Origin of the sequence: Bradyrhizobium huanghuaihaiense, assembly GCF_007830635.1 — a bacterium.
In the GTDB taxonomy this organism is placed as follows: domain Bacteria; phylum Pseudomonadota; class Alphaproteobacteria; order Rhizobiales; family Xanthobacteraceae; genus Bradyrhizobium; species Bradyrhizobium huanghuaihaiense.
On sequence record NZ_VLLA01000003.1, the window covers coordinates 37,106 to 54,548 of the forward strand.

General features: G+C 65.3%; 19 protein-coding genes. 5 read left to right on the forward strand and 14 right to left on the reverse strand.

The features are described 5' to 3' along the window. Positions 1-30: 30 nt before the first annotated feature. Together IQ16_RS07740 and IQ16_RS07745 are read right to left on the reverse strand one after the other, a co-directional pair. Complete coding sequence (locus IQ16_RS07740; RefSeq protein WP_018647398.1) at positions 31-891, reverse strand: alpha/beta fold hydrolase; 861 nt, start codon at positions 889-891, stop codon at positions 31-33. A gap of 339 nt (positions 892-1,230) precedes the next feature. Beyond that, the gene (locus tag IQ16_RS07745) at positions 1,231-2,154 is read right to left on the reverse strand and encodes a division plane positioning ATPase MipZ (protein WP_018647397.1); all 924 of its coding nucleotides are present in this window, start codon (positions 2,152-2,154) and stop codon (positions 1,231-1,233) included. 283 nt (positions 2,155-2,437) lie between these two features. Between IQ16_RS07745 and panC the strand changes: the two genes are divergently transcribed. Continuing rightward, positions 2,438-3,289 carry a pantoate--beta-alanine ligase gene (panC, locus tag IQ16_RS07750; protein WP_018647396.1) on the forward strand — a complete coding sequence of 284 codons (852 nt, stop codon included), beginning with the start codon at positions 2,438-2,440 and terminating at the stop codon, positions 3,287-3,289. On the opposite strand, the gene IQ16_RS07755 is transcribed toward panC, so the two are convergent. The 5 genes from IQ16_RS07755 to IQ16_RS07775 form a co-directional block, all read right to left on the reverse strand. After that, positions 3,286-3,726 (reverse strand): DUF1489 family protein, encoded by a 441-nt coding sequence (locus tag IQ16_RS07755; RefSeq protein ID WP_018647395.1) that lies wholly within the window; start codon positions 3,724-3,726, stop codon positions 3,286-3,288. The genes panC and IQ16_RS07755 overlap by 4 nt on opposite strands. 42 nt (positions 3,727-3,768) lie before the next feature. Then, positions 3,769-4,764: a hypothetical protein gene (locus IQ16_RS07760; protein ID WP_018647394.1), complete on the reverse strand. Its 996-nt coding sequence runs from the start codon at positions 4,762-4,764 to the stop codon at positions 3,769-3,771. Positions 4,765-4,921: 157 nt separating this feature from the next. Next, positions 4,922-5,125, reverse strand: coding sequence for a hypothetical protein (locus IQ16_RS07765; protein ID WP_018647393.1), 204 nt, complete (start codon positions 5,123-5,125; stop codon positions 4,922-4,924). A gap of 188 nt (positions 5,126-5,313) precedes the next feature. Next, positions 5,314-5,682 (reverse strand): YidB family protein, encoded by a 369-nt coding sequence (locus tag IQ16_RS07770; protein ID WP_018647392.1) that lies wholly within the window; start codon positions 5,680-5,682, stop codon positions 5,314-5,316. An 85-nt stretch (positions 5,683-5,767) separates the two neighbouring features. Continuing rightward, entirely contained in the window at positions 5,768-6,442 is a 675-nt protein-coding gene (locus IQ16_RS07775; RefSeq protein ID WP_026312694.1) for a glutathione S-transferase family protein, read from the reverse strand. A gap of 123 nt (positions 6,443-6,565) precedes the next feature. Here IQ16_RS07775 and IQ16_RS07780 point away from each other — a divergent pair, with 123 nt between their 5' ends. Continuing rightward, positions 6,566-7,282: a DUF599 domain-containing protein gene (locus tag IQ16_RS07780; protein ID WP_018647390.1), complete on the forward strand. Its 717-nt coding sequence runs from the start codon at positions 6,566-6,568 to the stop codon at positions 7,280-7,282. Positions 7,283-8,230: 948 nt separating this feature from the next. Here the strand turns inward: IQ16_RS07780 and IQ16_RS07790 are convergent. The 4 genes from IQ16_RS07790 to mgtE form a co-directional block, all read right to left on the reverse strand. Beyond that, the gene (locus tag IQ16_RS07790) at positions 8,231-9,217 is read right to left on the reverse strand and encodes a hypothetical protein (protein ID WP_018647389.1); all 987 of its coding nucleotides are present in this window, start codon (positions 9,215-9,217) and stop codon (positions 8,231-8,233) included. 49 nt (positions 9,218-9,266) lie between these two features. Further along, positions 9,267-10,085: an aldo/keto reductase gene (locus tag IQ16_RS07795; RefSeq protein ID WP_018647388.1), complete on the reverse strand. Its 819-nt coding sequence runs from the start codon at positions 10,083-10,085 to the stop codon at positions 9,267-9,269. A 146-nt stretch (positions 10,086-10,231) separates the two neighbouring features. Beyond that, a complete protein-coding gene (locus IQ16_RS07800) occupies positions 10,232-10,534 on the reverse strand; it encodes a helix-turn-helix domain-containing protein (RefSeq protein ID WP_018647387.1) in 303 nt (100 codons plus the stop codon). A 215-nt stretch (positions 10,535-10,749) separates the two neighbouring features. After that, positions 10,750-12,171: a magnesium transporter gene (gene mgtE / locus IQ16_RS07805; RefSeq protein ID WP_018647386.1), complete on the reverse strand. Its 1,422-nt coding sequence runs from the start codon at positions 12,169-12,171 to the stop codon at positions 10,750-10,752. A 116-nt stretch (positions 12,172-12,287) separates the two neighbouring features. Here mgtE and IQ16_RS07810 point away from each other — a divergent pair, with 116 nt between their 5' ends. Both IQ16_RS07810 and IQ16_RS07815 read left to right on the forward strand, forming a co-directional pair. Further along, positions 12,288-13,061, forward strand: coding sequence for a polysaccharide deacetylase family protein (locus IQ16_RS07810; protein ID WP_026312693.1), 774 nt, complete (start codon positions 12,288-12,290; stop codon positions 13,059-13,061). 157 nt (positions 13,062-13,218) lie between these two features. After that, on the forward strand, positions 13,219-14,478 hold the full coding sequence (locus IQ16_RS07815) for a polysaccharide deacetylase family protein (protein WP_020608106.1): 1,260 nt from the start codon (positions 13,219-13,221) through the stop codon (positions 14,476-14,478). Positions 14,479-14,483: 5 nt separating this feature from the next. Here IQ16_RS07815 and IQ16_RS07820 read toward each other — a convergent pair whose 3' ends face one another. Next, positions 14,484-14,858 carry a hypothetical protein gene (locus tag IQ16_RS07820; protein ID WP_018647383.1) on the reverse strand — a complete coding sequence of 125 codons (375 nt, stop codon included), beginning with the start codon at positions 14,856-14,858 and terminating at the stop codon, positions 14,484-14,486. 276 nt (positions 14,859-15,134) lie between these two features. Here IQ16_RS07820 and IQ16_RS45525 point away from each other — a divergent pair, with 276 nt between their 5' ends. Continuing rightward, positions 15,135-15,392, forward strand: a complete 258-nt coding sequence (locus IQ16_RS45525) for a hypothetical protein (RefSeq protein WP_018647382.1) — start codon at positions 15,135-15,137, stop codon at positions 15,390-15,392. 42 nt (positions 15,393-15,434) lie between these two features. Here IQ16_RS45525 and IQ16_RS07830 read toward each other — a convergent pair whose 3' ends face one another. Together IQ16_RS07830 and IQ16_RS07835 are read right to left on the reverse strand one after the other, a co-directional pair. Further along, positions 15,435-16,649, reverse strand: a complete 1,215-nt coding sequence (locus IQ16_RS07830) for an ABC transporter substrate-binding protein (RefSeq protein ID WP_018647381.1) — start codon at positions 16,647-16,649, stop codon at positions 15,435-15,437. 101 nt (positions 16,650-16,750) lie between these two features. Beyond that, entirely contained in the window at positions 16,751-17,437 is a 687-nt protein-coding gene (locus IQ16_RS07835; protein WP_018647380.1) for a DJ-1/PfpI family protein, read from the reverse strand. Positions 17,438-17,443: the final 6 nt, after the last annotated feature.

Sequence of the window (17,443 nt, forward strand, 5' to 3'; positions counted from 1 at the left end):
GAAGATCGATATCGGCCTTTCAGTGAGGCGTCAGCTCTTGGCGGGTGCCATCAGAGCGACCGGACCGGGCTCGAGGATCTTGGGCGGGGACGACTGCGTGTCGACCGGCGCGACCTCGCTGTCCGTCGCGCTCAGGAACTTGTCGAGCATGCCCTGGATCGAGTTCTTGGCCGCATCCGGACCAGTGTCGCGCATGTCGTTGTGCTGGAATTCGGTCTTCACGACCTGGATGCCCGCCTTCTCGCACTCCTCGTCCGTCGGGATCACGCCCGCATCGGCCTTGAACTGCGGATCGGTGGAGCGGAACGACAGGATCTTGAACTTGCCGGCGGTGACGAAGGGCACGCGCAGATTGTCGAGCGTGACGACCTTCTTGACCTCGTCGGGATATTGCTTGGCGAAGTACATGGTGATGTCGCCGCCCATGGAGTGGCCGACCATCGTCACCTTGTCGTAGTCGGCGTTGGGCTGAACCTTCTTCATCTCCTGCATGGCGAGATGAATGTTGGCGACACCGCGCAGGATCTGCGGCAGCCGGCCGACATAGAGCTCGCCGGGCTTGGTCACCATCGGAGGATCGGTCGGCAGATCATGCTGCGGGCTCACGACCATGTAGCCGCGCGCAGCGAAGATGTTGGCGAGGAAGCCGTACTCGGTGTTCTTGACGGTATTGCCGTGATTGATCACCGCGACCGGCAGCGTGATCATGCCGGCGTTGGCCTGCATTTCCTTGTCGCGGCGCACCGCGATGTCGACAGGCACGGGACGGTTGTCGCGCGAAGCGTCGTAGAAGGTGATGGTCTCGTGCTTGATCGCCCACTTGCTCGCCGTGAAATAGGCGATGCCGCAGAGGGCACTGACCGAAACCAGAACGGCAATTCCACGCTTCATTTTCGTCCTCAGCCTCAGGCTCTTACGGCCTGAATCCCTGTTGAAAATCGTGTTCTTCCGAGGCTCTTCGGCCCCTGGTCGCCTATTCCCTAATATATGTCGCAGCAGCGTGACAGGAAGGCTAAATATTGTGAACCGCCAGCCCTTTCATTGTGCGGCGCACTCGTTTCTTGGGCACCCATTCCCATACCGCTACGTCAGGATGCAGGTCACCATCCGACGCAACCAGTCGCGATGGGGTTCAATTTCGCAGTAAATATGGGGTGAAACGGCCGAGCGCCGGCTTGGTTCCGGGCAGGAACCGAGCTCTAGATGGACCGGAAGTAGCGATATACCGCCTCAGGCGCCGAGGATGTCGTGAACCTCGAGCGGCTTATCGACCTGGCTGAACCATTCGGCGCGATTTGCCGCACGGCGGCGGCCGCGCTCGTCGAGCGGCAGCTTGAGCTGTCGGAGCAGGCTCGTCACCTCCTCCCGCGCAGTGAGATGGCCGAGATTGGGCCGCATGCCGAGCGTGGCCTCGTCGATCTCGTCGAGGGCGGTCAGGCCGCGCGGGAAGAACTCGCGGTAGACGACGCGCTCGGCGAAGCCGTCGACATAGCGGAAGCCGAGCCGCAGCGATAAATCCTTCAATCCGTCGGCAACGAGCTGCTTGTTGCGGGAGCCGAGCATGGACAGGCGGTTGCGCACCACGATCCAGTCGGTGGTCGAGCCGTCGAGCTGGCGGCGCTTGCGGCGGGTATCCCTCACCATCTCGGCATAGTGGCTCTCGCCCGTCACCGCGTAGTTGGCGGGGTCGACGGTACCGAGCACATCGAAATCGAGGAAGCTGTCGTTGATCGGCGTGACCAGCGTGTCGGCCATCGAATGGGCGAGCCGCATCAGGTAGCTGTCGGTGCCGGGCGTGTCGATGACGATGAAATCGAAGCTGCTCTCGACCGCCGAGACCGCCTCCATGAACTGCAGGAACTCGGAGTTCTCGTTCTCGGCAATCTGCATGGTCTCGCCGAGCTTGATGCAGCGGTGCACCGGCAGCTCGAGGTCAAGCTTGGTGCGGCGGGCCCAGGCGGCGCGGTTGTCGATGTAGTGGGTGAAGCTTTGCTGGCGACAGTCGAGGTCGATAGTGGCGACGCGCTGACCGGCCTTCAGGAGCGCAACGGCGATGTGCAAGGCGGTGGTCGATTTGCCGGAGCCGCCCTTCTCGTTGCCGAGCACGACAACATGCGCCGAGCCTGACTGGCCTTGGCTTGCTTGGACGAGCATAGCGATCCTCAACACCCCTAACGAATATCTTCGAGTCGGCCGCGTCTGCGGTCAAGTGAAATGCGTGACAGGTAATGCAAATCGCAGCGCGCCGTTCTTCATCATGAATGGCGGCGCCATTCATCGTCTGTGATCCAGCCCACAACGTCGCGATATCGCGCGTGGCTTTGCGCGGGATGCTGTGCCGCATGCGGGTGCATGGCGTCCACGACTGCCACTTGTTAAGGTTAGCCGGCCAGGCGCCGAGCCGTTCCCCGCTGATTCCCAACCCCGCCGAGTCCTGATGTCGCCAAGTCCCCTGATCGCCCGCACGGTCCCCGCGCTCCGGCGCGCCGTCGACAATCTTCGCAAGCGAAAGGCCACGATCGCGCTGGTCCCGACCATGGGGGCGCTCCATGACGGGCATGTGTCGCTGGTGCGTCTCGCCAAACGGCGGGCCAGCCGCGTCGTGGTGTCGATCTTCGTCAATCCGACCCAGTTCGCTCCGACCGAGGACTTCGGTGCCTATCCGCGCACCTGGAAGTCGGACATCGCCAAGCTCGCGGCCGAGGATGTCGACATCGTCTGGCATCCCGGCGTCGAGGCCATGTACCCGGAAGGCTTTGCCACCCGCATCGTGCCCGAGGGGCCGGCGCTGGCGGGCCTCGAGGACCGCTTCCGGCCGCACTTCTTCGGCGGCGTCGCCACCGTCGTCGGCAAGCTGTTCACGCAATGCCGGCCGGATGTCGCGATCTTCGGCGAGAAGGACTTTCAGCAATTGCGGGTGGTGACGCAGATGGCGCGCGATCTCGACCTCGGCGTCAAGGTGATCGGCTCCCGCACCGTGCGCGAGCGCGACGGGCTCGCGATGTCATCGCGCAACGTCTACCTCTCGGCTGAGGAGCGGCAGACCGCGACCACGCTCTACCGCGCCATGAAGGAGAGCGCCGGCCGCATCCGAACCGGCGAAGCCATCGCGCCCGCGATGGCGCGCGGGGCCGAGATGATCAAGGCCGCCGGCTTTGCGCTCGACTATTACGAGGCCCGCCATGCCGCGACGCTGGCAGAGGTCACCTCGCGCAAGGACGGGCCGCTGCGTATCCTGGTCGCGGCCAAGCTCGGCACCACCAGGCTGATCGACAATATCGCGGTTTAGAGCAATCCGAGATCGCGCAGCTCGCGCCGCATCGGCTCCGGCATGGCCGCAATCGAGCCGGCGGCAGACTTGCCGAGATCGGCCGGCACGGAATCCTCTGTGAGATAGCGCCAGCCCTGGAACGGGCGCATCGGCCGCGGCGAGACCGAGATCACCTTCGGCTGCATCACGATGCGGCAGCGTCCGATGCCGTCCTTGTCGCGGAACGGCTCGATGCCGATGATCTTTTCGCGTGCCGCGATCTCGCCCTTGATGACCCAATAGAGCGATCCGCCGGCGAGGATCTCGGCGTCACGCTTGGGCACCATGCGGGTGATGTGGATGTGGTGTTGCGGCAGACCCTTCTTCTTGGCGGTCTGCATCCGTTCGGCCACCCACTCCTTCAATTCCTTGACGGAGTCGCAGCCGACGGCGAGCTTGATCAGATGGAGTGGCATGCCCCAGCATTAGCCGGGCAGCCACGCATTTGGAATGCCGAACTACTGGTTATCCGCAGCCGGAGCAGCCGGCGCGGAAGCCGGCGGCGCGAGCGGAACCGGTGCTGCCGCGGGCGCACGCGCGGCCTTCGGCGCCGGCGGCTTCTTGGCAGCCGGTGCCGCGGGTGCCGCAGCCTGCGCCGAGGTCGCGGCCGGTGCGCGCGGTGCTGCTGGCGCAGCGCCAGCGGCAGGCGCCGCCTGCTTCGTCGCCGCAGTGGGCGGCTCCGGATTCATGATGCTCACCGGAGGCGTCGACGAGGCGCTCGGGAACTCCGCATTGGTCGGCTTGCCCGTCGGCATCGACGGCGGCAACCCCGCGAGCGTGGCAGCGGCAGGCATCGACGGCGCCGCCCCGGGTGCATTCCAGGTCGGCGCATAGCGTGCGACCAGCGTGTCGTAGAGATGGGACTCCATGTTGGCGGCGACCTGCTGCTGATCGGTCAGCGAGCGGAAGGCGGCACAATCGAACTGCGTGCAGCCGTCGCGCGCGACCAGCACCTGCGCGACGAGGCCGTAGCGATCGCGCTCCAGCGACTTGCGCAGCACCTTCATGTCGAGCGTCAGGCTCTTGTCGGCGGTGGCGGCATCGCCGAGCGCGGTGAGCCGGTCGATCCTGGCCGCAGTGTAGGCGACGGCCGCCGCTGCCGTGTCGGGTGCGCCGAACAGCGCCTTCTCGCAGCCCGCGGCCACGGCATCACCGGCGAGACCGTCGAGACAGGACAATGCCGGCAGGCTCGCGGCAACCGCGGCCTGTGCGCGCGATTCGGTCGGCGTGTCCTGCCCCGCCGTTCCATAGACGTGAACCATGGCAGCCCCGGCGATCGCGATGGACAGCAGCGTGATGACCGTCAGCGCGCCGTTGGCGAGCGACTTCTCGGCGCGGAGCAACGTGATCAGCAGGATCAATCCGAAGAATCCGGCCGCGACCAGCGTCATCCACATCGGAAGGGCCGGCGAGCGCCAGATTTGGTCGAGCGAAGTGGCCGATGCCCAGTTCATGCGCGACGTCCCCTCACGCGAGCAAAGAGCGAATGGTCAAAGCGAGCACCGCGAGTCGGCAACTGCCCCCGCCCCACCCTGCGAAGGCGAAGCGGGCCTTTTGACGGCGAGCGGAGCAAATTCGTCCGCGATGGCAATGGGCGGTGCCGGCGGCGCGTCAGGACAGCGCCAGCTGACTTTCCTTGGCGACCCGTTCGAACGCTTCCGTCGAGCTCTTGATCCGGTACTGGCAGTCGTCGCCTTCCGTCGGCAGCAGGCGGATGACCTCGTACGAGCCGCTGGCAGCGGGGCGCGCGACGTTGCTGGCCGTGAACAGAACGCGCGTTCCAACGGGGAATTTGTGCTTCAACACCCTCTCCATTACTCAAACAACGCCTGCCTCGCCCATGGTCCCACTGCGATGGCCGGCCGGAAACCCGCGTGCTGTATAGCATGCATGCGGCGTTTTTGACCAGCCTCATGCAAGCCTGGTGAATGCACAAATTTTGAAGTCTTTTCAGGACGATAACGGGGAACCGTGGCCCCCTTTGATATCGCTGGAACCAGGCCCTACGCGGTATGGGGCAGATGGCCCTGCGGGCTGGCCTGGTCGACAGCCTTGGGCAGTTCCTGGGCGAGGATCTCACCGAGCTTGTCGACCGGGATGTTGTAGCGGGCGGCGAGCTGGCGGACGGTGTCGTTGCCAAGCACGGCGCGGAGCTGGTCGGCCGAGATCGGCAAATTGTGGCCGTTGCCGAGCCAGGATTTGACCTGGTCGCCGAAGCCGGCCTGCTGGAGCTTTGCGACGATCGCGCTGAGGCCGCCCTGGTTGTTGCTGCCGAGCAGTTCGTTCAGCACGGCCGGCAGCACGGCGGCACCAAGCTGGCCAAGTGCGCTGCGGAGCGCGGGATTGTTTTCCAGCGAGTCCAGGATCCCCATGGCGCCCTCTCCTAAGCCGTCGTTGCACCGTGATTGAGCGCCGCTGTCAGACATGCCGTCAAGCCGCGCTCAATCACAATCATGCTCACGCGTCCTCGAACTTCGCGATGAGAAGCGTTTCGGCAATCCCCTCGCGGGTCCATTCCTGGAACGCCGGCAGCGCCATCATCGTATCCATGTAAGCCTTGGTGTCCGGCGCGACGTCGATCGCATAGGTGCGGAAGCGGTGCACGACCGGGGCATACATCGCATCCGCCGCGCCGAAGCGGCCGAACAGGAACGGTCCCTGCGACGGTCCCTTGGCTCCGTAACGCGCCCGGCACTCGCGCCAGATCTCCTCGATGCGCGCGACGTTGGCCTTCGCATCGGCCGACAGCGCCACGGGACGGATCGGCCGGTGCAGGTTCATGCCGCATTCGCTGCGCAGCGGCACGAAGCCGGAATGCATCTCGGCGCAGACCGAACGGGCATGGGCGCGGGCCGCGGCGTCGTCGGGCCACAGCTTCTTCTCCGGGTAACGCTCGGCGATGTATTCGATGATGGCGAGCGAATCCCACACCGTCACGTCGCCGTCGACGAGCACGGGCACCTTGCCGGCGCGGCTGAAGGACAGAATCTGCTCCTTGTCGGCGGGATTGTCGGTGTAGAGCGGGATCAGGGTCTCCACGAATGGGATGTCGTTCGCGCGCAGCGCGAGCCAGGGCCGCATCGACCATGACGAGTAGTTCTTGTTGCCGATCGCGAGCTTGAGCGTTGCCATGTCACCAGTCCTTCCCGAGACGTCTTGAAGCGAGCTGCTTTTAACGCCATCGCCTGCCGCCAATCAATCGTTGCTGCGCCCGGCCATGCGTGGCAATCGTTGCGATCCCCGAGGGAGCAACACATGAGCAGGCACTGGGTCGACATCACGGCGGTCGGCTTCTTCATCATCGAATGGCTGGCCTATGCCCTGACGCTGGAACACTCGGCCTATGGCCGCGACAGCCTGTCGGCGCGCATGAACCGCTATCGCGAGGTCTGGGTGCGCCGCCTGCTCGACCGCGAGACGCGCATGGTCGACATGCAGATCATGGCCTCGCTCCAGAACGGCACCGCCTTCTTCGCCTCCACCAGCCTGTTCGCGCTCGGTGGCGCGCTGGCGCTGCTGCACGCCACCAACGATGCGATCACGATTCTGAGCAAGCTGCCGATCGATCTCAGCACCTCGCCGGCGATGTGGGAGCTGAAATGCGTCGGCCTCGTGCTGATCTGTGTCTACGCTTTCTTCAAGTTCGCCTGGGCCTATCGCCTGTTCAACTATGTCGCGATCCTGTTCGGCGGCATGCCGCCCGCTTCGCAACGCGACACGCCGGCGGCCGAAGCCCATGTCATCCGCACCTCGCGCGTGTTCGAATCCGCCGGCCGCCATTTCAACCGCGGCCAGCGCGCCTTCTTCTTCGCGCTCGGCTATCTCGGCTGGTTCGTCAGCCCCTGGGTGCTGTTCGTGACCACGGCCGCGGTGGTGATCGTGACGTGGCGGCGCCAGTTCGCGTCCAGCGCCTGGGCGGCGATGGCGCCGGAGGCGGGCGATGGCGAGGAGATCAAGAAGCGCGGTCATTGAAGCTCTCGTATCCCGGACAAGCTGCAACGCGTAAAGCGTTGCGGCGCAGAGCCGGGACCCAGAGCGCCACACGGACTGCTCGGGGGATGGGCCCCGGCTCTGCAGCGCATCGCTGAAGAAGCGCTGCGCTGCGTCCGGGGCACGAGAGCGCAATGTGCGCGCATACTCTCTCCACGTCGTCATTGCGAGCGCAGCGAAGCAATCCAGAATCCCTCCGCAGAAACCCTCTGGATTGCTTCGCTGCGCTCGCAATGACGGAGTGTGTGGCATCTGCTTCGTTCTCCAAATACCGCCGTCATTCCCCGCCTTGTGCGCAATTGCGCACTGGAGCAGGGAATCCTGTACCCCGCGGCTCCTCGGCTGAACCACGACTGTCTCGGAGAAAATGACGACCACATGATCGCCCCTCAAGGATGAGCCGGGATGAGCAATATCTACGACAAATCCGAATTTCGGTAAAGTGGAATATTTTTGGCGCAACGGCCTGACAGTGACATCCACCGAAAACGTCGGCTGGTTTGCCCGTCGGACAGTGACGCCGGGGGCCGCGTGGAAAATCCATGAAACGGGCAGTCGAAGGCTGGACTGTCTGATCTCTCGTTGTCATTGTATTCGCGGTTTCCGGCAGAGCTACGAGCGCCGGACCAGGAAACGACCTATGGTTTTTCAGGGGGGCAAAATGAAAAATAAGGTTTTGATTGCTGCCGTCGCGGCGGTTCTGGGGCTATCGACGGCGAAGGCAGCTCCGCTCTACGAGTGCCATGGCGATCCGTCCTGCCAGGCCAAGCGCGACAGCATGTCTCGTGCGACATATGACCGAAACATCAGGCGATGCCTCGCCTCAGCTGGCGCCACGATCGAGCAATGGCGGGCCCATGCCGTCCCGAGAGGACCCGCCGACAAAGTCCGCGCCTGCCTCGCCGCCAACGGATAACGCGAGCAGGCCCCTTACCCGCCGCCGAAATCCCGCGGGCTGAACGGCAGGTCCAACACCTTCCATTCCTCGTATTTGTCGGCCGGCAGCATCTTGTAGGGCTGGCAGGCCTGCAGCGCGCTCGTTGCGGACTTCACGATGGCCACGCCCTTCGCGGATGGCGGGGCTTCGAGCAGGATCGGCGGGCGCGCCAGCGTGCCGTCGGTGGCGAACACCGTGCGGAGCTTGATGTGCACGTTGTCGGTCGGGTCGACCCCGGCCGGCAGCTTGGCGCAGCCTCTCAAATGACGGCGAAGCGCGGCGATGACTTCGGCCGGCAGCTTGGCTGCAATTGAATCCTTGGCATCGCCGCCATCGTCCTTGGGGGCATCTTTCGGTAGCTCGGGCGGCAGTTCGGGCGGCAGCCCGAGCATGACGCCGTACTTGACGGTGACGTCAGGCTCCGGCGCCTGATAGGCCGGCGGCGGCGCGGCCTGCGGCGGCTGCATCGCCTGTGGCGGCTGCGGCGCCGGCTGGGGCTGCGATTGCGGCGGCGGCAGTTGCGACGGCTGAGGCTGCGGTTGCGGCGGCTGTGGCTGCTGGACCTGTGGCTGCGCGGTCGCCTCAGTTTGCTTCGGCGCCTGCGAAGGTTGCGGCTGCGGCTGTTTCTGCTCCGGTTCGGGCGACGCCTTCTGCTGCGATGATTGCGATGCGGCCTGCTGCTTGGCCGCAGGCTTCGGCGCTGTTTCCGCCTTGTCCTTGTCGCTAAAATCCAGCTTCGGCAGCTTCAGGTCGGGGACCTCTTGCTTTGCCTTCTCCTCTGCCTTCTCTTGGGCCTTCTCCTCCGCCTTGGCCTCCTCCTGCTTCACCTGCTCCGGCGTGACGATGTCGACCGAAACGGTCTCGGGCGCCTGGCTACGAAACGGATGGACCTCGCTGATCACGATGATCAGCGCCACCAGCGTCAGATGCGCAATCGCCGACGCCGCAATGTCCGTCCGTATGATCTTCCGCAGTTCCATCGCCCGGTCTTGGGTTGCCGCCCTGCTGTTAGCATACCGCGATCTCCCCTCAATCCCATTTCGGTGCGAAGCCGAAATCGGTCAGTCGGCCCTTGGGGCTGGCCAGCGCGGCGACCTGCGCCATCTCGTCGTCCGAGAGCTCGAAATCGAAGATATTGATGTTCTCCGACAGGCGTTCGACGCGCGAGGTGCGCGGGATCGCAGCGACATTCTGTTGCAGCAGCCAGCGCAGGCAGACCTGCGCCGGCGTCTTGCGATGCGCGCGACCGATGGCGACGAGGGTCTGGTCGGACTTGATGCGGCCCTTGGCGATGGGGCTGTAGGCAACCAGCGCGAGGCCGTGCTGGTCGCAGGCCGCCCTCACCTTCGCCTGGTCGAGATAAGGGTGGAATTCGATCTGGTTGCAGACCAGCGGCTCTGATGACAGCGCCACCGCCTGCTCGATCAACGCCACCGTGAAGTTGGAGACCCCGATGTGGCAGGTCAGCCCCATGCGCTTCGCATGCGACAGCGCGCCAAGCGTCTCTACCAGTGGCACATGCGGATTGGGCCAGTGCAGCAGCAGCAGATCGACGCAGGGAAGCCGCAGGCGCGCGAGGCTCTCCTTGACCGAGCGCTCGAGATCGTGGGGCGCGAAATGGTTGGTCCAGACTTTCGTCGTGAGGAAAATGTCGTCGCGGCGCACGCCTGAGGCGCGTAAGCCGTCGCCGACCTCGCGCTCATTGTCGTAGACCTGGGCGGTGTCGATGTGGCGATAGCCGAGCCGCAGCGCCTGCTCGACCACACGGGCGCAGGTGCGCCCTTCCAGTTCCCAGGTCCCGAGCCCGATCGACGGGATCCTTACACCATTGGCCTCGACGAACAGCATGAGGAGTCCTCTCTGTTACGCAGCCCCGGCCGACATTATGAACCTCACCCGTCATGGTTGCCAACGGACGTCGGTGCCTGCGGGGCGGATATTCAGGGCAATGCTAACAGGAGGTTCGCAGCCAGCCTTGACGTCAGGCCATGACGTCAGGCCTTGGCCAGCGCCTGGAACACCGTGTCGGGCGCATGCGCGATCACCGCGAGCAGCGCGCGGGCGGGTCCCCGCGGGGCGCGCTTGCCCTGCTCCCAGTTGCGGATGGTCTCGACGGGAACACCGAGCTTGGCGGCGAACTCCATCTGGGTCAGGCAGGCACGGCGCCGCAGGTCGCGCACCGCGAGCGAAGAGGTGTCGCCGGACGCGGCATTGGCCGCCGGCTGGACCGGAAATTCCTGTCCGTCCCGCAACTCGACGATCCGTCCATCCGCCTTCAGCCGCAACCGCATGTCCATTCCCCCAAGCGCAGGCGATGATGCGGCAGGTCGCTTAAGTTCGGATTAAAGATAGCGAGGTCTCGTGCCCCGGACGCAGCGCAGCGCTTCTTCAGCGGTGCGCTGCTGAGCCGGGGCCCATTTCACCGCGGCGGACCGTGCCGCCTTCTGGGTCCCGGTTCTGCGCAGCAGCGCTACGCGCCGCAGCGCGCCCGGGACACGAGCGCAAGGACCGCCTACTTCAACCCGAACCAGAGCGTCGCGATGCCGAGGAAGGAGAAGAAGCCGACGACATCCGTCACCGTGGTGACGAACGTGCCTGATGCCACCGCCGGGTCGGCCCTGACGCGTTCGAGCGCCATCGGGATCAGGATGCCGCCGAGCGCGCCGGCGACGAGGTTGCAGATGATGGCGAGCCCGATGACGATGCCGAGGCCCGGGATCTTGAACCAGGCGACCGCCGCGATGCCCGTGATCACAGCGAAGGCGAGGCCGTTGACGAGGCCGACCAGGCCTTCGCGCATCACCACGCGCCAGGCGTTGGAGGAGCCGAGCTCGCGCGTCGCCAGCGCGCGCACCGCGACCGTCATGGTCTGGGTCGCGGCATTGCCACCCTGGCTCGCCACGATCGGCGCCAGCACCGCGAGCGCGACCATCTTCTCGAGCTGGCCCTCGAACAGGCCGAGCACGGAGGACGCGAGGAACGCCGTCGCGAGATTGACCAGCAGCCAGTTGAACCGCGCGCGCGCAATGGTGAACACGGTGTCGGACAGTTCTTCGTCGCTGGTGACACCGCCGAGCGCCTTGAGGTCTTCGTCCGCCTCTTCCTCGATGACGTCGACGACGTCGTCAACGGTGATGACGCCGACGAGGCGGTCCTGGGTGTCGAGCACGGGGGCTGCGACCAGATTGTACTTGCCGAACATGCGCGCCACCTCCTCCTGGTCCTCCAGGACGGAGACGCGGCGGCGATCCTCGTCGGTCAGCTCGGTGAGCGGCACTGGACGGCGGGCGCGCAGCAGCACGTCGAGCGAGACCGCACCCTGCCAATGCTGGTCCTTGTCGACCACGTAGATCTCGTAGAAGCGGTCGGGCAGGTCCGGCGTCTCGCGCATGTAGTCGATCGCCTGCCCGACGGTGAAATCCTGGGGCACGGCGATGAACTCGGTCTGCATGCGGCGGCCGGCGGAATTTTCCGGATACAGCAGGCTGCGCTCGAGCGCGACGCGCTCCTGCAGCGGCAGCTTCTCGAGGATTTCCTCCTGCTCGTCCTCGTCGAGGGTCTCCAGCAGCTCGACCGCGTCGTCGGATTCGAGCTCGCGGACGCCTTCGGCCACCGTCTCCGGCGGCAGCTCCTCGAGGATCTCCTCGCGCACGGCCTCGTCGACCTCATTCAGCGCCGAGAAGTCGAAGTCACGCCCCGTGAGCTCGACCAGGCGGACGCGGTCGTCGGGCGCGAGCGCGCCGATCAGATCGCCGAGGTCCGCCTCGTGCAGCTCCGCGACACAGGCGCGCAACGCGGCGCTGTCGCCGGCCTCGATCGCATGGGCGATTTCCTCGACGAATTCGTGACGAATCTCGCCGTCTTCATTGCGCATCGGGACGTGGTCGAGTACCGAATCCGCAGCGGATGGGGCACCGTCCATATGTTCATCCATGGTGCGCCTCGCCGTTTGACAGGTTGGAACGAGTGGTCTGAGCTGATGGTTCAGGCAATACCCACAAGGCAACTGCAAGCGCAATGGCAAAGATGCTTCGGCTGAAATGGACATCGATGTCGGCGGGCGCGGTCCTTGCGGCCCTCACCGGCATGGGCTCGGCGGATGCCGCCGAGTGCCCGCGCAAGGATGCGCTCGGTACCTCGCGTATCCTGAGCGTCGATGCCAAGGCCACGCCGCGCGTCGGCCTGAAGAGCTTCCCGCAGACGCTGGCGCTGGCCGATCACGAGGTCGTGCTGACCTTCGACGACGGCCCGCATCCGCCGACGACGTCGAAGGTGCTGGCGGCGCTGGCGCAGGAATGCGTGCGCGCGACGTTCTTCCTTATCGGCCTGCACGCCTCCGAGCACCCCGAGATGGTCAAGCGCATCGCGCGCGAAGGCCATACCATCGGCCATCACACCTTCTCGCATCCGTTCATGGCGCGGATCCCGTTCGACAAGGCCAGGAGCGAGATCGACCGCGGCATCGCAGCCGACGAGATGGCGCTGCACGGGGTCTCGACGACGACGCCCTCGACGCCGTTCTTCCGCTTCCCCTATTTCGAAGCGACGCAAGGACAACTCGACCTGCTGCAATCGCGCGGCATCGTCGTGTTCGGGGCCGATCTCTGGGCCAGCGACTGGAACGAGATGACGCCGGAGCAGGAATTGAAGCTGGTCACCGAGCGCCTCGCTGCGAGCGGCAAGGGTATCATCCTCTTCCACGATCCGAAGGCGCGCACGGCGGCGATCATGCCGGCCTTCCTGCGGTATCTGAAGCAGAACGGGTTTCGGGTGGTTCACGTGGCCCCGGCGGGCACGTCACAGAAAAGCGCCGATGCGCGCTGATGCTGGAATGTCACGGCGGCGCAAAATGGGGTGATTTTGGCCCTATTAACACTCTGTTCATGCTACGGCATGCAATGATGGAAGGGTATGGCGGCTGAACCGTTTCCAGGCGTCTCCGACCTACTATGGCGGCAATCGCATGAGGCAGACGGGATTCATGATCGGAAGTAGCGTTGTGGTTCGGACGCGATCGTGGATCGTCCTGTGTCTGGGTTTTCTGACCGTGGGCGCACCGGCAGCCTATGCGGCCGACTGCCCCGGCCACCCGGACGCGCTCGGGACGTCCCGCACCCTCGTGGTCGATCCGCGCGAGCATCCGCGCATCGGCACCATGCAGTACCGCGAGACGCTGCCCCTGAAAGACCACGAGGTCGTCCTGACCTTCGACGACGGCCCGCTGCCGAAATATTCCAACCAGGTCCTCAAGATGCTCGACGACGAGTGCATCAAGGCGACCTTCTTCATCATCGGCCAGCAGGCCAAGGCGAACCCGGAAGGCGTGCGCAAGCTGGTCGCGGCGGGACACACCGTCGGCACCCACAGCATGAGCCATCCGCTGACGTTCGACCGGATGCCGGTCGAGAAATACGAGCCCGAGATCAACGGCGGCATCGAGTGGACCTCGGCCGCGATGACCGATCCGTCAAAACTCGCGCCGTTCTTCCGCATTCCCGGCCTGATGCGCGCCGAGGGTGTCGAGAACTATCTGATCTCGCGCGGCATCCAGGTCTGGAGCGCCGATTTCCCGGCCGACGACTGGCGGCATGTGTCGTCCGATCGTGTCTACCAGCTCGCGATCCAGCGGCTGGAGGCCAAGGGCAAGGGCATCCTGCTGCTGCACGACATCCAGGCGCGGACGGTTGCAGCGCTGCCAAAAATCATCCGGGACCTCAAGGCGCGCGGCTATCGCATCGTGCATGTGGTGCCGGCGACCCCTGACCGGCCGGCAACGCCGACCACGCCGGTCGAATGGTTGCTGCATCCGCCGACCGAGACGACGCCGATCGCGCGCTGGCCGGCCGTTCCGAATTTCGTGTTCACCGAGACCCGGACGCTGCCGGCGCCGGCGCTGGCCGACCTCAATGCGCAGACCGAGCACCAGCCGCTGCTGCCGCGCCGGACCAAGGGGCAAACGGATATCGCATCCACCCTGCCCGTGCCCGGCCACGATCTCTTCTCGATTCCGGAGGGCTCGGTCGAGGTGCTGCTCTCCACGACCCTGTCGCGGCGCGCCGCGACGCGGATGGCCATGGCGGCCGAGACGCCCCGCGCGGGCAAGGACAAGGCTGCAAAGGGCAAGGCCGTCAAGCCACACGCTGCCCGGACGGCGCGTGCGGCGCCTGTCACCCCCAAGCATGCCGCGCAAGCCAAGCCCCGCCCGACCCGCGTTGCGACCAGCGTGAAGAAGCGCGCCTAAAGCGGCTATTGCCGCATGATCGCGGCGACGCAGAGCAGCACGATCAGCGCCAGGAAGAACAGGTCCATATAGGACTTGAGCTCGCCATCGCGGCGCAGCCGTGCGACGTCGGCAACGACCTGCTTGCGCGCACTGGTTCCGCCCGAGCCGTCGTTGATCGGGGCCTGAAGACGCTTCGTCTCGGCCTCCAGCTTCTCGATCTTCTGGAAGAAGTAGAACGCACGCAGCGTCGAGGCGGCTCGCATGCCGGCATAGACCAGCACCAGGATCGCGAGGATCGCCCGGTTCGGATACTTCTCCATGAAGTTCAGGCTGAAATAGACCACCGCCATGAACGCGAAGTTGGTGACGAAGCGGTAGACGAAGCTGAGAAAAACCATGCTGGCTTGAGCCTTGAGGGCGCACAGGCGGGCGCGCGTGCGAATGCGGGATCGGGGAGCCAGACCGGAACTGCCAGCCGGATCCCTGCAGACGCCCGTCTACGCCAAGATTGTTTCAACAAAGATACCACGGCCCTGCAATTTGCCGCCTTTTAGCCACGCGCTGCCATAATGCAAGGGCGCGCCTGCCGGACGCGGGCCGTCCGCGACGGCTCAATGGCGATTTGGCGGAAGTCGCGTTAGACTGGGCGGCGCCGCCATATCTGGGGTCTGCCGATGCCGAAGAAGGGAATCACGGGCCACGACGAATGGGTTCTGACCGAGGCCCTCGCGACCGCGCTGGTCGCGCTGGAGCAGCTCGCGCCGAAGCACCAGCCGAGCGCGCATATGGACGACATCCGCAAGATGCTCGCGAACGGCAAGGAGCCGGCGGCGGTGAGCCTGCACCTCGCCCAGGCCAAATGCCGCCTGTTTCCGGATATGGATCCGCTGGAGATCTACAAGGAATACGGCATCGGCGAGGAATACGGCTGAGGCGCATTCGCCCCCGGCTCCCTCACCGGCCTCCGGCCGCCGCTAGTTTCCCGACACCTTGAGCAGCGGGCACTCGCTTTGGCTCAGGGGAAGATAGGCGTCATCGGCCGGTATCTTCTCGACGACCTTGTAGTAGTCCCAGGGGGTTTTGACGTCCGCGGTCTGCTTGACCTCGACCAGGTAGAAATCGTGCACGAGCTTGTTGTCGGCGCGCAGCCGCGCTCCCCGGGCATAGAAGTCGTCCACCGGCATCGCGCGCATCTTCTCCAGCACGGCGTTCGTCTCGTCCGTTCCGGCCGCAGCCGCGGCCTTTAGATATTGCAGCACGGCGGAGTAGACGGCGGCCTGTGGCGCGGTCGGCATCGCCTTGTGCAGCTTGAAGAACCGCTCGGCGAAGGCGCGCGTCTCCTCATTCAGATTCCAGTACCAGGCCGTGACCGTGGTCAGCCCCTTCGCTGTTTCGACGCCCATGGCGTGGACGTCGGTCAGGAACATCAGCTCGGCGACCGGCTTCTGCGGCCCCGTCGTCATTCCGAACTCGTTCCACTGCTTCATCGAGGTCACGAGCTGCTCGCCGGCATTGGCGAAGGCGACGACCTTCGCCTTCGAGGCCTGGGCCTGCAGCAGGAACGAGCTGTAGTCGGCATTGCCGAGCGGGTGAAAGACCGCGCCGAGCGATTTGGCGCCGGCCGCAGCCAGCACGCGCTGCGACACCTCCACCATGTTGCGCCCGAACGCATAATCGGCCGCGATGAAGAACCAGCTGTCGTAGCCCTGCGACACCAGCCTGCGAACGGATCCTGCGACCAGGTTGTAGTTGTCGTGCAGCCACATCAGGCCAGTGCGCGAACATTGCTTGCCGCCGATATCGGTGGTCCCGACCGCCGAATAGATGACGATCCTGTTCTTGTCGCGCGCGATCGACTGGATCGCGAGCGCCACCGCGGAGTTGCCGACATCGGCCACCATGTCGACGCCGTCAACGTCGAACCATTTGCGCACCACCTGGGCGCCGATATCAGGCTTGTTCTGATGATCGGCAATGACGATGTCGACCTTCAGCCCCGGCGACGTCTTCTGGAAATCCTCGACGGCCAGCTTTGCGGCGACGACCGAGCCGGGTCCGGCGAGGTCCGACAACGGTCCGGCCTGATCATTGACGATGCCGATCCTGATCTGCCCGCCGGAGAACTCGGCGGCCGCGCTTCGCGCAATCAGCGCGACCGGACCCAGCGCCAGGACAAGAGCCAGGCTCATCCGGCAAAGCCGTCGCTGCCACGACCGCAACTCTCCAACACGACAAGGCGCCATTGCCCCCTCCGTTTCAGCATCGCGACGCATGTCGGCGATGACCTGCGCTATCCCCGTTGACCCACGGCCTTCCTGACGAACTCCAGCCGCCGCGCCTGTGACGGCGCCACGCGCTCCTGCATCGCCGCGACGATCGCGGCCGGCGCCGTATCCGGCGAGCCGGCCTCAAACGGTGGCGCGGGATTGTATTCCATGCGGAGCTGGATCATCTCGGCGGCGGCGCGGCCCCGGAGCATCGAGACCAGCGTGAGCGCGAAATCGATTCCCGCCGTGATGCCGCCGCCTGTGATGCGATTGCGATCGATGCACACCCGCTCCCGCGAGACCGAGGCGCCGAAGAACGGCAGGGCATCGACGGCCGTCCAGTGCGTCGCCGCGCGATATCCCTGCAACAGGCCGGCGGCGCCCAGCACGAGCGAGCCGGTGCAGACCGACGTGACGTATCTGGCGCCCTTCTCCTGCTCGCGCAGGAACGCGAGGACCTCCTCGTCGAGCATCAGCTCGTCGGTGCCATAGCCCCCGGGTACACAGATCACGTCGAGCTGCGGACAATCGGCAAAGGTGACGGTCGGCGTCAGCAGGATCACGGAATCGCTCGGCACCGGTTCGATGCGCTTCCAGATCAGATGGACGTTCACGTCGGGTAGACTGGAGAAGACCTGCGCCGGACCGGTGAGATCGAGCTGGGTGACGCGGGGAAAAACCAGAAGACCGATCTGCAACGGACCCGACATGACCAA

Coding starts and splice junctions, on each gene's coding strand:
- IQ16_RS07770 (WP_018647392.1), bottom strand. CDS start 5,682: ATGGGGATCCTGGACTCGCTGGAAAACAATCCCGCGCTCCGCAGCGCA.
- IQ16_RS07775 (WP_026312694.1), bottom strand. CDS start 6,442: ATGGCAACGCTCAAGCTCGCGATCGGCAACAAGAACTACTCGTCATGG.
- IQ16_RS07830 (WP_018647381.1), bottom strand. CDS start 16,649: ATGAGCCTGGCTCTTGTCCTGGCGCTGGGTCCGGTCGCGCTGATTGCG.
- IQ16_RS07820 (WP_018647383.1), bottom strand. CDS start 14,858: ATGGTTTTTCTCAGCTTCGTCTACCGCTTCGTCACCAACTTCGCGTTC.
- IQ16_RS07755 (WP_018647395.1), bottom strand. CDS start 3,726: ATGCCACTCCATCTGATCAAGCTCGCCGTCGGCTGCGACTCCGTCAAG.
- IQ16_RS07815 (WP_020608106.1), top strand. CDS start 13,219: ATGATCGGAAGTAGCGTTGTGGTTCGGACGCGATCGTGGATCGTCCTG.
- IQ16_RS07765 (WP_018647393.1), bottom strand. CDS start 5,125: ATGGAGAGGGTGTTGAAGCACAAATTCCCCGTTGGAACGCGCGTTCTG.
- IQ16_RS07760 (WP_018647394.1), bottom strand. CDS start 4,764: ATGAACTGGGCATCGGCCACTTCGCTCGACCAAATCTGGCGCTCGCCG.
- mgtE (WP_018647386.1), bottom strand. CDS start 12,171: ATGGATGAACATATGGACGGTGCCCCATCCGCTGCGGATTCGGTACTC.
- IQ16_RS07745 (WP_018647397.1), bottom strand. CDS start 2,154: ATGCTCGTCCAAGCAAGCCAAGGCCAGTCAGGCTCGGCGCATGTTGTC.
- IQ16_RS07780 (WP_018647390.1), top strand. CDS start 6,566: ATGAGCAGGCACTGGGTCGACATCACGGCGGTCGGCTTCTTCATCATC.
- IQ16_RS45525 (WP_018647382.1), top strand. CDS start 15,135: ATGCCGAAGAAGGGAATCACGGGCCACGACGAATGGGTTCTGACCGAG.
- panC (WP_018647396.1), top strand. CDS start 2,438: ATGTCGCCAAGTCCCCTGATCGCCCGCACGGTCCCCGCGCTCCGGCGC.
- IQ16_RS07810 (WP_026312693.1), top strand. CDS start 12,288: ATGTCGGCGGGCGCGGTCCTTGCGGCCCTCACCGGCATGGGCTCGGCG.
- IQ16_RS07835 (WP_018647380.1), bottom strand. CDS start 17,437: ATGTCGGGTCCGTTGCAGATCGGTCTTCTGGTTTTTCCCCGCGTCACC.
- IQ16_RS07800 (WP_018647387.1), bottom strand. CDS start 10,534: ATGGACATGCGGTTGCGGCTGAAGGCGGATGGACGGATCGTCGAGTTG.
- IQ16_RS07795 (WP_018647388.1), bottom strand. CDS start 10,085: ATGCTGTTCGTCGAGGCCAATGGTGTAAGGATCCCGTCGATCGGGCTC.
- IQ16_RS07740 (WP_018647398.1), bottom strand. CDS start 891: ATGAAGCGTGGAATTGCCGTTCTGGTTTCGGTCAGTGCCCTCTGCGGC.
- IQ16_RS07790 (WP_018647389.1), bottom strand. CDS start 9,217: ATGGAACTGCGGAAGATCATACGGACGGACATTGCGGCGTCGGCGATT.